This window comes from Pseudomonas sp. Tun-23181 (assembly GCF_057415455.1).
Genome location: NZ_CM171630.1, coordinates 3,777,591 through 3,791,933, shown reverse-complemented (window position 1 = coordinate 3,791,933; position 14,343 = coordinate 3,777,591). Strand labels below are relative to the sequence as shown.

10 protein-coding genes are annotated in these 14,343 nt (G+C 66.2%); 1 reads left to right on the top strand and 9 read right to left on the bottom strand.

The genetic code is table 11. The annotated features are described in order from the left end of the window. Nucleotides 1–18: 18 nt before the first annotated feature. The 9 genes from bcsC to bcsE are packed head-to-tail and all read right to left on the bottom strand — an operon-like array spanning nt 19 to nt 13,713. Nucleotides 19–3,528 (bottom strand): cellulose synthase complex outer membrane protein BcsC, encoded by a 3,510-nt coding sequence (gene bcsC / locus ACDI39_RS18020; protein WP_225787693.1) that lies wholly within the window; start codon nt 3,526–3,528, stop codon nt 19–21. Continuing rightward, the gene (gene bcsZ, locus ACDI39_RS18015; protein ID WP_253081311.1) at nt 3,516–4,628 is read right to left on the bottom strand and encodes a cellulose synthase complex periplasmic endoglucanase BcsZ; all 1,113 of its coding nucleotides are present in this window, start codon (nt 4,626–4,628) and stop codon (nt 3,516–3,518) included. Before bcsZ ends, bcsC begins: the two co-directional genes overlap by 13 nt. 2 nt (nt 4,629–4,630) lie before the next feature. Further along, nucleotides 4,631–6,910, bottom strand: a complete 2,280-nt coding sequence (gene bcsB / locus ACDI39_RS18010; protein WP_486536969.1) for a cellulose biosynthesis cyclic di-GMP-binding regulatory protein BcsB — start codon at nt 6,908–6,910, stop codon at nt 4,631–4,633. Further along, complete coding sequence (bcsA, locus tag ACDI39_RS18005; protein ID WP_486536968.1) at nt 6,907–9,519, bottom strand: UDP-forming cellulose synthase catalytic subunit; 2,613 nt, start codon at nt 9,517–9,519, stop codon at nt 6,907–6,909. The genes bcsB and bcsA overlap by 4 nt, the downstream gene beginning before the upstream one ends. Continuing rightward, nucleotides 9,516–10,223 carry a cellulose biosynthesis protein BcsQ gene (bcsQ, locus tag ACDI39_RS18000; RefSeq protein ID WP_253081309.1) on the bottom strand — a complete coding sequence of 236 codons (708 nt, stop codon included), beginning with the start codon at nt 10,221–10,223 and terminating at the stop codon, nt 9,516–9,518. The genes bcsA and bcsQ overlap by 4 nt, the downstream gene beginning before the upstream one ends. Continuing rightward, nucleotides 10,220–10,435 carry a cellulose biosynthesis protein BcsR gene (bcsR, locus tag ACDI39_RS17995; RefSeq protein WP_225787698.1) on the bottom strand — a complete coding sequence of 72 codons (216 nt, stop codon included), beginning with the start codon at nt 10,433–10,435 and terminating at the stop codon, nt 10,220–10,222. The genes bcsQ and bcsR overlap by 4 nt, the downstream gene beginning before the upstream one ends. Beyond that, nucleotides 10,432–12,045, bottom strand: coding sequence for a cellulose biosynthesis protein BcsG (gene bcsG, locus ACDI39_RS17990; RefSeq protein WP_486536967.1), 1,614 nt, complete (start codon nt 12,043–12,045; stop codon nt 10,432–10,434). Before bcsG ends, bcsR begins: the two co-directional genes overlap by 4 nt. Further along, complete coding sequence (gene bcsF, locus ACDI39_RS17985) at nt 12,038–12,214, bottom strand: cellulose biosynthesis protein BcsF (RefSeq protein WP_225787700.1); 177 nt, start codon at nt 12,212–12,214, stop codon at nt 12,038–12,040. The genes bcsG and bcsF overlap by 8 nt, the downstream gene beginning before the upstream one ends. Further along, nucleotides 12,211–13,713 (bottom strand): cellulose biosynthesis protein BcsE, encoded by a 1,503-nt coding sequence (bcsE, locus tag ACDI39_RS17980; protein WP_262923730.1) that lies wholly within the window; start codon nt 13,711–13,713, stop codon nt 12,211–12,213. The genes bcsF and bcsE overlap by 4 nt, the downstream gene beginning before the upstream one ends. Before the next feature lie 263 nt (nt 13,714–13,976). On the opposite strand from bcsE, the gene ACDI39_RS17975 reads away from it, so the two are divergent. Then, entirely contained in the window at nt 13,977–14,318 is a 342-nt protein-coding gene (locus ACDI39_RS17975; RefSeq protein WP_225787701.1) for a tryptophan synthase subunit beta, read from the top strand. Nucleotides 14,319–14,343 lie beyond the last annotated feature (25 nt).

The window sequence follows — 14,343 nt, the reverse complement described above, 5'->3', positions numbered from 1 at the left end:
TTCGCAGCCCCACTACACTCACCGCCACTCGCTGTAAGGCTCCAGGGGCTGCACCGGCAGCAGAAGGTTGCCGCGCCACGGGTCGAAGAGGTAGCGCACGTAGAGCATGGCGTGGCTTGGCGCATAGTCGTCGCTGTATCGCCAGTCGAAGCCGCCACCAAGCGCCCAGTGGTCGCTCAAGCGCCGCTCGAACAACCCCCTGAGGTGGTAGCCCAGGCCATTGCTGGTACTCCCCTCGCTGACGTCGCCGATGTTCGAGGTGGCGATGTCATAGCGATCCAGCGCCTTGGCGTTCAGCGAACCTTTCGGGTAACGCGGCTGGCTGCCGCTCCTGGCCTGGGACCAACTGACCGAACTCTCCAGCAGCACCGACCAATCGTAGTTGCGCCAGGCATAGCTGAACGGCACGCCGATGGAGTTGTAGCGCTCCGGGCTGTAGTAGCCACCCTGGCCCAAGGTGTAGTCGCCCAGGTCCTTGTCGTGGCGCCAGTGCATCACGGTAAGGCCGATGCGCATGCGCTCATCAGCCCTTTCCACCAGGCGGTAGTAATAACCCGCCATGGCCCGGGTCCGCTGGTTATCGGCAACGTTCTCGCCACGCAGCCAGTGATGGCCGAGGCTGGCCCAGACGCCATCATCACCACCCTGATCCCAGCTCAGGCCAAGCGTGGCGCCGTTGGCAGTGACACCCCCCCAGCGTATGCCGGTACGCGGGTCCTTGGCGCCGCCAAAGGACAGCAGCGAGTTGCTCATCGGCCGCCGCGAGGCGGTCAGCGACCAGCCGTATTGCCCCAGGTCACCATTGACCGTAGCGCCGCCGAGCCAGTTGTCGACCTCGAAGCCATCGGTGGTGCCCAGGTCGGCGGCCCAGCGCTCACCTTCCCAGCCCAGCGCCATGATCCGGCCATTGGCGCGTTGCCTACCGCCGACACACCCCGACTCGAGCTGTTCGCCCGAGACCTGACAAGTGCCGAAGGCCTCGCGATGCAGGCCATCGTCATCCAGGTCGAAGCGCCCGGCATCCAGGCCGATCCGCTCGAGCCGGACGAACGCCTTGCCGTCCTGCCAAGGTGCGTCGGCATGCAGCAGGGTGGATTGGGTGGCCAGCCTGGAAATCCCGGCGGTACCGCTGTCATTGCGCCAGCCATAGTCGTGCATCAGGGTGATGCTGGGGTTGTGCCGTCGATACAGTTCGTCGACATCGCTGCGCAGGCTGCGCGCCAGCCAGTCGTCCTCATCACGCGCCCGGCTGGCGAAGGTCAAGGCACGGTCGTCACGCGGTGCCACCGCGTGGCGGTCCAGCAGGTCGGCATCGGCCATCGCCGCGGCGTACACGTCCAGTGCCCGCTGTGGCGCCTGCGCGCTCGCCAGGCGCGCGGCATCGCGGCGCAGCAGCGGGTCAGGTTGCGTCTGCTCGGCCAGCAGCCGGTCGAGCAGCGTCGCGGCTTTGTCTCGCTCGCCGACCGCCAGCCAGGCATTGGCCAGGCGGCGCTGGGCGTCATTCTGCCCAGCAGGGAAGTGCACCGGGTGTCGCTCAAGCGCCTGGCGAGCTCGCGGCAGGTCGCCTTCGGCGATCCAGCTTTCGATCAGGCCAAGACGCGCCTCGGGCTGCTCCGGCTGACGCGCCAGCACGCGCGCGTAATACGCCTGGGTAGCCTTGTGGTCACCGCGGGTCATGGCCCAGTCGGCCAACGTCAGCAGGTCATCGGGGTCGCCCTCGCCGCCGGCCAGGCTGGCCTCCAGCAGTGCCGTAGCCTCGGCTTCGCGCCCCTGGTCGCGCAGCTGCCGGGCCTTGGCCAGGGTCACGCGGCGACGCACGCGCTGATCCAACGTGCGCATGTCGTCGCTCCAGGCGCCCTTCGGTACGCGAGCCAGGCTGTCCAATGCCAGCGCATCGCGATCAGTGGATTCCAGGAACAGGCCATGGGCATAACGGGCCGCCGGGGCAGCCGGGTGACGCCGCAGCAGCCTGGCGAATGCGGCATCGGCCTCGCTCAGGCGCCCCTGTTGATGCAGGCTGCCGGCCAGCGAATAAACCAGCCACGGCTCATCGGGCGCGAGCTCGACGGCCCGGTCCAAGGCCTGGCTCGCCGCGAGCCAGTCCTGCCGCTGCATGGCAGCGTCACCCTCGCCACGCAACCGCTCCAGTTCCAGACCACGGCGCAGGTCGGCGAACGCTGCCTGTTGCCGGGGCGGCAGCCCGTCCAGGTAGGCTCGGGCCTTGTCCGGCGATTGCGCCTGGTAGATCCGCAACAAGCCACGCACGGCGCTCTCGTTGTCCGGTGCCAGGCGCCGCGCCTGGAGGAACAGGCGTTCGGCCGTGGCCTGGTCGCCTTCGGCCACGGCGACATCGGCCAGGCCGAGCACGGCGAACTCATCCCCAGGGCGCTGCTTGCGCGCCTGCTGGTAGAGCGACCGGGCAAGCGGGACATTGCCCTGCTCCAGGGCCAGGTCGGCCTTCTTGAGCTGGCCCCAGTAGCGACTGGACGCTTCCAGGTCGTTCCATTTGCTCATCCAGTGGGTGTCCTGCTCCTTGCTGGCGGCCAGCCGGAAGGCAGCATTGGCGTCCTCATAGCGGCGCTGCCCCATCAACGTCGAACCCAAGGCGCCGTGCAGCCTGGCATCGCCAGGATACTGGCGCAGGGCCCGGCGCAACTGGGCCTCGGCCTCGATGTAGCGTCCCTGCTCGAGCAGGCGCAGGCCATGCTGGCCCGCCTGCCAGGCGGGATCGGCGACCAGGCGGCGCTGCTGTGCCAGTACTTCACCGGCCTTGGGCAGCAGCGGTGAGGCCGGGTAGCGCTGGACGAACGCTTGCCAGGCGGCAACGCTGTCACGGCTCACCGATTGCTCGGACAGGTAGTCGAACTCCCGCTGGGCAGCCGCATCGCGTGCACCTGGGTCGCGGGACAATTGCTCCAGCACGGCCAGGGCCTCGGTATCGCGGTTCTCGGCGAACAACAGCCCCACCAGCGTCTGACGCAACGCGGCATTGCCTGGGTACTGGCGATCCAGCGCCTGCAGCCGGTCGATCGCTTCCAGGCGCTGGCCGGGCACGTTGCTGCGCACGCGCCAGTAGTCCAGCGCCAGGTCCAGGCTCGGCGGATCACCGGCGAACAATTGCTCGTACAAAGCGGCCGCCTCCGCATTGCGGCCAGTGATCGCCATCAGGCGAGCCTGCTGCAGGCGCCGGTTGCCTTCAGGCTGCTGCAGCTCGAGCAGACGCCTGGCATTGCGTTCCTGCACACTGCCAGGCGCCACCTGGCTGATACGCGCCAGCAACTGGCTGGCCTGTGCCTCGTCGCGCTCGCGCAGAGCCAGGCGCAACGACGCCAGCAACACCTCGGCATCGCCCGGTTCAAGCAGACGCAAGCGACCCAAGGCATCGCGCACCAAGTCATCGCGGTGCAACGCCTCGCCCATGCGGATCTGCTCGAGCAGCCATTGACGCTGCTCGTTGCGGTCGCTCGGTTGCGCCGCGACCTGGCTGGAAAGCCCTGCCAGCAACACGATGCCAATCAATCGGTACATGACGCACTCCAGGCCGGCAGCAGCCGCCCCGCTTTGTCGAAGCGATAACGCGCCTCATCCCAGCCCTGGCCGAACAGCGCCAGCACCTGGTTGTAGTAGGCACGGGGCTCGATCGCCTGTTCTTGCAGACGCAGCCGTTGGGCCCTCAGGCCTGGGCCGGCGTCAGGCGCCACGGCCAGCAAGGGCAGCAGCGCGGCCGAGAAGCCTCCCGGCCCGGCACCGCTCGCCTGGCCACTGCGCACATCCACGGTTTCCGGTGGCTGACCGTTTCGCACCGTCAGCGCGACCATCGGCGCGAAGTGGTGCTGCAGTTCGACACGTTGCGCAGCATCCTTGGCGAGCATGCCGAGCCACAGGTAGACGCGGATGGCGTCATAGGCACCGGTATTGCCGTGCTGCGGGTCCGGCGCGATGGTGCCGGCAGCGGTCCACAGCAACCAGTCCGGCGCAAACCCTTTCGCAGAGGCCTCGCGCAGCAGGCGGCGGGTATTGCCGGCGAGCTCGCCCCACAGCGGGTCGACCTGGGCGAATCGGTCGAGCAGTTGCAGGGGCAGGTAGCTCAGGTTCAGGCGCCAGCCCCGTGCATCCTCGAAGCCATGGTCGGCCGGCAGCAGCATCACCCCCAGGCCGGGCAGCTTGCGCAGTGTCTGGGCGGCGATGCGCCAGAGCAGGTGCTGGCCGAGCTGGGTATAGCCGGGCGCCTGCCACAGTCGGCCGGCTTCGAGCAGGCTGTAGGCGATCCACAGGTCGGCATCGCTGGCATTGTTGGCGTCGAGCACCTGCCATTGCCCCTGGGCGTCGCGTCCCCACAACCAGGCCGGCAGATGACGGGCCAGGTCACCCTGGGCCAGGTTGTTGGTGGTCCAGCGCAGCAACTGCGCGAAGGTCGCCCGATCATTGTTCACCAGGGCGAAGAACAGGCCGTAGCTCTGCCCTTCCGAGGTGGTGATCAGGCGCGCGTCACTGGGGTCGATGACCCGCCCGTCCCCGCTCACCAGCGCCGTCTTGAAGCGCTCCCAGGCCGGCCATGCGCAGGTTGGCGCTGCACCGGCGACCGTGGGCAGGGCAAGCGCCAAAAGCAGTAGCACAAGCCGCCGCATGTTCAGCCTGCCTCGCCCAGTCGGCGCCGGGCGGCCCAACGCAGCGCGCGCCACAGCAAGAAGGCGAACAGCACCACGCTGACGGCAGCGACAAGTGCAAGCAGCACCGGGTGCTCGGACAGATGGAACCACAGCAGCAGCCACCAGGGCAGTTGGCCGACGAAATAATGTTCGCCGACGAACTGGCTGCTCACCCCACTGCTGCGCGCCAGGGTGACCGAGCCCGCCACGGCGTCGAGCTTGCCGACATCGCCAAGGACATCACGCAGCAGCGCATGGTCGGCGTCGGTATTGGCCAACAGTGCGACCACGCTCCGTTGCTCATGGAACGGTGACTTGAGCCCGGTGATCGCGGCGATCGGCGCCTGGGCACTGACGTCCACGCGGCTGCTGGGCAATACCGATGCGGTGTCGAAGCGGTCGCTGCCAGGGAGCCCCGACGCACGCCCTTGCAACAGCCAGTCACGCTGGGCATCGAGCAGCAGGCCGAGGTTGCGCTCCTGGCCCAGCGCCTGCGGCAACGTGCCGATCACCAACAGGTCGGCATCCACGGTGCTGGCCTGCTTCCAGTCATCGACAATGCGTACGCCCAGGGCCGGATAACCGACATGGCCGGCCACACCCGCCACCACGTCGAGCAAGGTCCCCACCTGCATCGGCGTGGGCTTGGCGGGCATCAGGATCAGCGTCTCGGACAAGTCGGCCATGCGGCTGAAAGGGAAGCCGCTGCGGGCGAAGGCGCGCAAGTCGGGCATGGCGATGTAGTGGTGGTAGCCGGAGAGGTCGATCGTCGAGTTCTCGTCGATGGCCGCACGCACATCCACCGGCAAGGAGGTCTGGCAGTGATCGCGCTGGGCACTGCCGAGCTTGCTGGCGAAGCTGAAGTCGAAACGCAGGCGGTTGCGGTCGCCGATCTTCAGCGCAGGTACCAGTGCCTGCTCGCTCAGCGCGGTGCTGTCGCTGGACAGGACACTCAGGCGCAGCTCTTCCAGCGTGCCGCCACGGCGGTCGTTACCGACCAGCGGCATGCTGGTGATGTACTGGTCGTTGACGCTGATGCTCAGGCGCGACTCGTCGGTGACCGCTGGCGGTGTATAGCGATACAAGGTGCGCAGCGCAATACCCTGGTTACGCCAGACGAACAGGTCCGGCGGCAGGTTCACATCGAGCGTGATCGCCCTCGGCTGCAAGCCACTGACCTGCAGTTGCTGGGGGTAGTCGAGCAATTCGGCGAAGCGAACCGGGCGGTCGGTGCGTGTCCAGTTCGGTGCATCGTAGGGCTTGCGTGGCTGCAACTCGCTCATCTGCTCGACCGCCACCCGGGCACCGCGGAACAGTTCGTTGCCCACCGCCAGCGCCGAGGCGGCCTTGACCAGGTCGGCGTCGTCGCGGCCCAGTACCAGCAGCAACTTGCTCCAAGGGTCTTGCGGGTGGTCGATCATCTGCACCACCGGGCCATCCACGCGTGGAAACCGCTCGTAATCGGCCAGGAACGAGGGACGGCGTTCATTGCTGGCGAAGACGATGGCCGGTTTCGGCCGCTCGCCAGCGACTGGCAGGTGATCGAAGAGCACCGGGAAGGTCGCCTTGCGCCAGCCGGCCTGGCTGCCGAAGTACGAAGACAGGATCGCAGCGGCACGCTGCTCGCCGAGGGTCGGGGTCGCTGCGAAGATCACCGGCAGGTCGACCTTGCCGGTATCCCTAGCATCGAAGAACGGCAGCGGGAAGAAGGCCAGGTCGTTTTCCATCGCCAGCGCCTGTTCGCGCAGGCGGACCTCGCTCTTGCGGTTGAGGTTCAGCCACAAGCCGCTGTGTGCAGGGTCTTCGCAGATGTCGGTGTAGTGCCCCACGAACTCCAGGCGCACCCGGTTGAAATCGCCGATCAGCTTGGGGTCGAGGGGCAACTGGCGCTGCACGCGCTGGCCAAGCTGCTCCTTCTCCACTGGCAGCACGCCCATCAGCTCGTCATTGAGGTAGACCCGCAGGTGCGACAGGGTCGGCAACAGTGCTGGCGACGGGGTGTAGTCCAGTTGCAGGAGCGCCTCGGTGGCCAGCCGATCGCGGCGCACGCCGAACTCGACCTGCTCGTTGTTGCGCACGCCGAGCAACAAGGTATCGGCTGGGTGCCCAAGCTGCTCGAACGTCCTCGACACAGGCCAGTTGGGTACCACCGGCTCGGCAGGCACATCGAGGGTGGCCGGGGTCGCGGCGGCGGTTACCTGGAACACGGAGGCGAGCAGCGCCATCGCCATGCCCCAGGCATGTGCGCAGTAACGGGTCATGATGCGTCTCGGGTCAGAAGGTTCGTGGAAGGGAGTGGGCGCGGGGTACGCGGCATGAAACTGGCCAGCCAGCGCACCAGCAGGACCAGGGGTTGCAGGGGCCCCAGCAGGCGGGCCGGGACGTGCTCGAGCAACTGCAGGTAGCCGACACCGCCCAGTTTCAGGACATCGACCAGGCTGCGCAGCGGGCGGTCGGGCTGGTGCTGCTCCTGCCAGCCCAGCCAGGCATCGGCGCGGGCGAAGGTGCAGTGCACCAGGTCGATGCGCTGTTGCACATCCAGCGCATCGAAGGTCAGGCCCAGGTGCCGGCCAACACGGCGGCTGACCCGTGCACCGAAGGCAAACTCACGCTCGCCACGGCTGAGCAGCAGGCGCACCCGCTCGCCAGGCATGGGTGCCAGGCCATCGCCCAGCTCCAGGCCGATGCCGCTATCGGAGTAGTCCACCAAGGTGCACGGGTAGGCGTGCCCGTTGTCCAGGACCAAGGCGGCCGGCAGGTGCATCCGTACCCGATGTGCGCGGCGCACCTGGCGAACCTCGGCCGCCACGGCCACCGCCGCGCCGATGATCAGCAGGTTGTAGATCACCCAGAGCGAACTGACGATGACCGTGCCGATCTCATCGACCGGGCCTGTGAACAAGCGCCAGGCGGCGAAACCGAGGCCCGCGAAATTGAGCACTGCCAACAACAGGTACGGCCGGGCGATACGCCAGTCGAACTGGCTCTGCTCCATCAACCCACCTTTGGCTGTGACGTTGAACGTGCCCTTCTTCGGCGCCAGCAGGGCGACCGTGGTGGGCCGGGCGATATACCAGGCCAGTACCGTCTCGTAGACCTCGCCCCAGAAGGTCTGCCGGTACTTGCCCTGCATGCGGGCGTTGGTCAGGCTGGCATGGATCATGTGCGGCAGTACGTAGAGCAGGATCATCAGCGCCGGTGCGTAGATGATGTAGGCATGCAGGAACAGGAATGCCAGTGGCGCGGTGAGGAACACCAGCCGTGGCAGGCCCGCCAGAAAATGCAGCATGGCGTTGGCGTAGCAGACCCGTTGGAACAGGCTCAGGCCACGGCCGAACAGCGGGTTGTCGGTGCGGAAGATCTGCACCATGCCGCGTGCCCAGCGGATCCTCTGGCCGATATGCGCCGACAGGCTTTCGGTGGCCAGCCCGGCAGCCTGTGGGATACGCAGGTAGGCTGAGTTCCAGCCCTGGCGATGCAGGCGCAGGGCGGTATGGGCGTCCTCGGTCACGGTCTCCACGGCGAAACCGCCGATGCTCTCCAGGGCGCTGCGTCGCAGCACGGCGCAGGAGCCGCAGAAGAAGGCGGCGTTCCACATGTCGTTGCCGTCCTGTATCAGGCCGTAGAACAGCTCGCCTTCGTTGGGCCGGCGGCGGAAGGTCCCCAGGTTGCGCTCGAACGGGTCGGGCGAGAAGAAATGGTGGGGCGTCTGCACCAGCGCCAGACGCGGGTCCTTGAGAAACCAGCCGACCGTCATCTGCAGGAAGGAGCGTACCGGCACATGGTCGCAGTCGAAGATCGCAACCAGTTCGCCATCGGTGACGCCCAAGGCATGGTTGAGGTTGCCGGCCTTGGCGTGCTTGTTGTCTGGCCGGGTGATGTAGCCGACGCCTACCTCGGCGGCGAAGGCGGCGAAGGCTTCCCGGCGTCCGTCGTCGAGCAGGTGGATGCGCAGGCGCTCCCTGGGCCAGTCCAGGCCCAGGGCCGCGAGCACGGTGGTACGCACCACCGCGAGGTCCTCGTTGTAGGTGGGGATCATCAGGTCCACCGTCGGCCAGTGCGAAGGCTCGGCCGGCAGGGCCGCCGGCTTGCGCTCCAGGGGCCAGCAGGTCTGGATATACCCCAGGATCAGCACGAACCAGGAATAGGTCTCGGCAACCAGCAGGATCAGCCCACAGACCAGGTCCGTGGTGTCGTTCCAGTTCAGTGTCGAGGTATAGCGCCACCACAGGTAGCGGCAGGAAATGATCGTCGACAGCACGATCAGCATCAGTGTCGGAAAGCGGCCAGGCATGTGGCGCACCAGCAGGGCGATACCCCATAGCAGCAAGATGAACACCAACTGCGCCAGATAGCCGAACGGCTCGGTCACGCACAGCAGCGCCAACGCCAGTGCGCACAAGGTGAGCACCGTATAGAACAGCCGTCGGGCGCCAACGCTCAGGCGTTGCAGGCCTTGGGCCGCCTCGCGTTGCAAGGCGCTGGTGCGCATGCGCCTGGGCACTTGCTGCAATCCTTCGATCAGGCACGCATGGTACGAACGCACACGTCTGGCCAAGCCACCGGCGATGCCACCCGGGGCCTGCCCGGCACGCGCCAGGAGGCCTGGGCTGCGTGGCCTCGGCTCACGCCGGATGAGCAGCCAGGCACCCTGGATCAGCAGGCGCAGCGGGTCACCCAGGGTCGGCCGCTTGCCGGCCACCTGCGGGAACAGCCGCCGACGGTCAGCCAGCAGCGCCTGCCAGGCTGGCGACTCCAGGCGCAACAGGAGAAAAGCGAGCCACGTGCCCAAGGTGAACAGCAAGGCCGTTGGCCAGCTTGCGCCTTGGGCGATGAAGTAGCCGTAGGGATTCGAAGACGACAGCTTCATGACTGCCGCCTCGTCAGGCAGCGCACGGCCAGGCTCTGCACGTCACGGGTGGCCAGGCTCTGGGGCGCGTAGTGCCCGACCGGCGCCTTGCAGGCGAATGCCTCGGCAAAGGCCTCGTCACGGTGCACCACCTGCAAGGGCAGGCGGCGGTGGTAGAGCCTGCGCCAGACCATCAGCACATCGCTCTGCAAGCGGCTGGCCGGGTCGAAACGGTTGACCAGCAACAAGTCGTAGCGCTCCAGCGCCCGACGCCCCAGCAGTACGTGGCTGGCCATCTCGGCCTCGGCGACCAGCACGCGCACGTCCGTTTCGAGGGCACTCAACGGGCCAGCCATGGGCAGGTCGAACAGCACCCAGTCGAAGTGCCGGGTCAATTGTGCCTGGCGTGGACGCCAGGCACCGGGCGTGATCTTGCCTGCCAGGCTGGCGTGGGCCGTTTCGTCGAGATCGCCGAATGGCATCACGCACAAGCCGTCGAGCACTTCGTACACCGGATCGTCGAACGGTCGCCCATCCAACTCGGCACGCGCCCAGCCGTCACCGCCAGCGAGCGGCAGGTTGAAGTGCAGCCCCAGCAGGTTGTCCGGGCACAGGTCGACCAGCAACACCCGCTCACCCAGTTCCCGCAGGGCATATCCCAGGGCAGCGAGCAGGGCGCTGCGACCCAGGCCACCACGCAGCCCGTGCAGTGCAAGGCTGGTCATGGCACGGTCGCCTTGGGAGCGGGCGCTGCTGGGTTGCCGAGTTCACCCAGCGCCCGCGTACAGCTTTCGCCCAGCAGTGGCCAACGCTCCAGCGCCTGGCGCACGCCAACCATCATGGAGATGTCCTGGTAATGCAGCTCTGGCAGGCCTAGGTGCTGACGCAGCCGGGTGATGTCATCGCTACGGTTGGCCGGGTCGGCTTTGCTCGTCATCGATTGCTCTCCTTGGGTAATGGCTGCCAGTCACGCTGCCCTTGCAGGCGCATGTAGGTGCTGCCCTGGAAATCCATTACCTGTGCACCGGAGGTCTCAGCCACGTGCTCGGTGGTGGGAAGGCCCTCGAGCAGGCCGGCCACGTCCAGCGTTTGCCCGGCGCCCTGGTTGGCGTAGATCCGGGACACCAGCTCGGACAGGGCCAGGTAGCTGGAGGGCGCCGCAACGCGAAGCGGCTCGCGGCGATCGGGTTGGTCCATGCCGATGAACTTCAGGCCCACCGGCACGTGGGTGATCGACGGCGTAGGGATCTCGCGCATGCCGGGCAGTTGCATGCGGTCGCCATGCAGCGCCGCGCCATGCTCCGGCACGATCGCCACCACGACACGCCGGCCGCTGCGCTGCAACTCATCGAGGAACTTGCCAAGCTCATCGAACAGGCGGTTCGCCCGGCTACCGTAGTCGGCGGCACGCGTGCCCCCATCGGCCATCACTACCCGGTTGCCGTCATGCAGGCTGATGGTGTTATAGAACAGCGAGACATGCGCCTCACCGGAAGCCAGGCGGCGCTCCCACCAGCGCTGCAGGACAGCCAGGTCACTGGCGATCGGCGAGCCATCGAAGCCGACCAGCGCGCGGGGAAAGTCGGCATTGGTCAACGCCGGCTGCGGCATGCGCTGGTTGACGATATCGTCCAGGAAGCCATCGAAATGCCCGCTGTGGTTGAGCAGTGTCTCGCGCTCGAAGCCCAGCCTGGCGAGGTTCTCGAACAGCAGGCACTGCTCGGGCGTCGGTTGGTACAGCATGTCGTGCGAGGCCTGGCCACAGCTGGCGCGCAGCATGCGAATGGCCGCCGGCCCACTGTACGAGGTGGCCGAGTTGAATTGCTCGAAGATCACGTCCAGGCGTGCGAACAGCGGGTTGTCGTGCAGGCCTACGGTCGAGAGATCATCCCAGGCGAGCGAACAGACGTTGATCACCAACAGGTCGAAGGGCTGCTCGTCGGACCTTGCAGCCGGGAACAGGGTGGCACGCTGGCGCTCGCTGTCGAAGAAGCTTTTCAGCTTGGCATCGAGGGTGGCGTTGTCGGCCACCGTAACAGTTGCCTGTTGCGTGGTGACCTCGGCCGTCGCCTGCCGCGAGACGACCGGCGCGATCGATGACAACCCGCTCGCGGCCAGCCACAACAGCCCGGCCAGGCTCAGGGTGCTCAGGCGCAACCAGTGACGCAGGTAAAAGTAAGCCACCACCAACAGCAGCAGGGTGCCCAACAGGTTCCAGTTGATGAAACGGCCCAGCAGCTCCAGCAGGTAGTCTGCGGTGAAGTCGAACACACCCGGCTGTGCCAGCAGCCGCTGGAACGGCGGGAGCCAGGTGTCCTGGTAGAACAGCACGATCCCGATCGGCACCGCCAGCAGCTGTCGCCCGATGCGCAGCCAGCGCCATGGCAGCGGCACCAGCAAGAACGCGGCGAAGAGCAGGTTGGGCAATGCCTGGAAATCCAGCAAGCCTGCACCGAGCATGAGGAACTTCGCCAGGAAATACAGGTTCCAGAGGCCCAGCCCCGGCCAACGGGCCAGCGGGTTGGCGATCGATGCCGGGCTATTCATGCCGGCTCTCCCCACGCCTACGCACGCCCAGGGCCTTCAGGCGTCGGGGCGCCAGGCGGTGCTTGAGCCAACCCTGGATCAGGGTCTTCAGGTGCAGGATGGAAAGCACCAGGATCAATGTGACCAGCGCGGTGATGGCCATGACCTGCAGCAGTTGCGAGAAATTCATGCAGCTTCCCACTGCTGCAGCGATATCCGCCGGGGGTTCAGCGCCGGGCGTACCTGCGACAGCGGCATGCTGGCCGACTCGACGCTTGGCGATTCCGGCACGGTCTCGTCGAGAAATGCAGGGGCTTCCAAGGCACCGAGGTCATCGAGCAGCTCCTGGCCGATGAAGAGCTCCCGCCAGGACAACTGGAAGATATAGTCCAACGCCTGTTCGACACCCTCCGCCCGGCAGGCGAACAGGAACAGGTACAACACGCCATCGGCGATGCACGCGATATCGCCATCGCGGCGGAACAGGCTACGCGAGCAGGCCTGCAACGGCGACAAGCCGGGTGCAGGGCGCAACACCAGCAACTGATGGACGATCTCGCCATTGCGCCGGCCTTGCCACATCTGCTGTACCGCCTCGGCGAACACCCGCGGCGCCACAAGGCCACACACCGGTAGCGGCCTCAGCCGAGTGAGCAGTGCCTCGAAATCGCTGGGCAGGCGTCGGCGCCAGGCATAACCCTGAATGCTGTCGACCTGCGTCAGAAAGCGCGACAGGCTGGCACCGAAGGGCACGATCAGGCTGGCGCCACATGCCAGCAACAGTTGCTCGTCCTGGTATCGCAAGGTGGGCGCCATCTCGCGGACCACCAATTTCAACGCATTGCCGCGCAACTGGCGCAGGGTATGGAGTTGTTGGGCCAGGATGTCGAGCCGCTGCCCACCCTCCATGGCGAAGATCACCGTCGCCGATACTGCCACGCCGGCCCTGACGCCAAGTTCGGAAACACTGTCGAACAACTGCCAATGCTCGGAGAAGGCCGGTGCGCCCTCCAGAACCTTGCGCTGCGCCAGGCAAAGCAGTTCATCGCCCCCGGTCCTGCCCAGCGAATGAGGACGGCCAGCCAGTGCGAAACCACCGGCATCATGGGTGAGTTCGACATCCTCGGTACCGACGACACCCAGTGCATTGCTCCAGAAATGCAGCAGGTAACGCATGCCACCCTGGCCGCGATACAGTTGCGCCATGCCATCGAGATTCTGGTTGTGCGCTCTCAATTGCTCGACCAGCCAGACACTCTGGCCTTCGCTGACCACCAGCAGGACTGCCCCAGTGTCGCGCACGCGGTCTCGGACCTCGTGGCACCACTGGCCTATGTCCCCGCCCTCCCAGACAGCCGCAGGCAGGAAGGCAAGAACAAGCCGCCCGGACGCCTCTATACGGGACAAGTCCTCGGCCAGGTGCAGGGCGGCTTGCCGGTCGGCCTCATACAACGCCATTTCGCCCGGGCCGAGATCCGGATCGAGCGCATCCAGCACTTCACGCATACCTCGCGCATCGCTGATGAAGGCGGCCTTGGCGTCCTCTGCCATGGCGTTGACGACCTGACGGCAGACCATGGCGGCATCTTCGGCCATATCGCACGCCAGCCAGTACACACCCTGCTCATGGAACTGGCCATGCTCGGCATCAAGGCCGGGTATGGCTGAAGAGAGAATATTTTTCGCCAAAACCGTGACTCTAAAAATTCGGGAGCGACGCCTACCGATTGCGGTAGGCGTCGCTCGCCTGAAGGGTCAAAGGGGGCAAGATTTTTGACGCAGAAAAGCGTCAAAAAAACATCATAAAAGAAAGAATCTTGCGAATTACGTCAATTCTACAGCAGTCTGAAAAAATAATGTCAAGATGACATTTGTTAGGCCAGCGCAACAGGTCTTGGGATCCTTGCCTATGCTGCCTACGATGAAGGGGCAACCAGACGAGGATCGACGCCATGTTCTACGTGCAACGCGACGCCGCGGGTCAGCTGCTGCGGGTAGAGGCTGCCCCGTATGCCGGGTACACGGAAATCCTCCCGGCTGACGATGCCCGGGTCCAGGCGTGGTTCGCCGACGACGTGGTGGAAAACAGCCTCCGGCAGCTCAAGCAGAGCGACCTGGACATGATCCGCGTGCTCGAGGACCTCATCGAGGTACTGACCACCAAGGGGGTGATCAGCATCACCGACCTGCCCGCCGATGCCCAGGCCAAGCTGCTCAGCCGCTCCTCGGCGCGCAAGGCGCTGGGTGGGCTGAACAATCTGATCGAGGAAGATGAGGGAGGCGGCTTGATCTGACGACTGGAGGAGCGGGCTTGTCCGT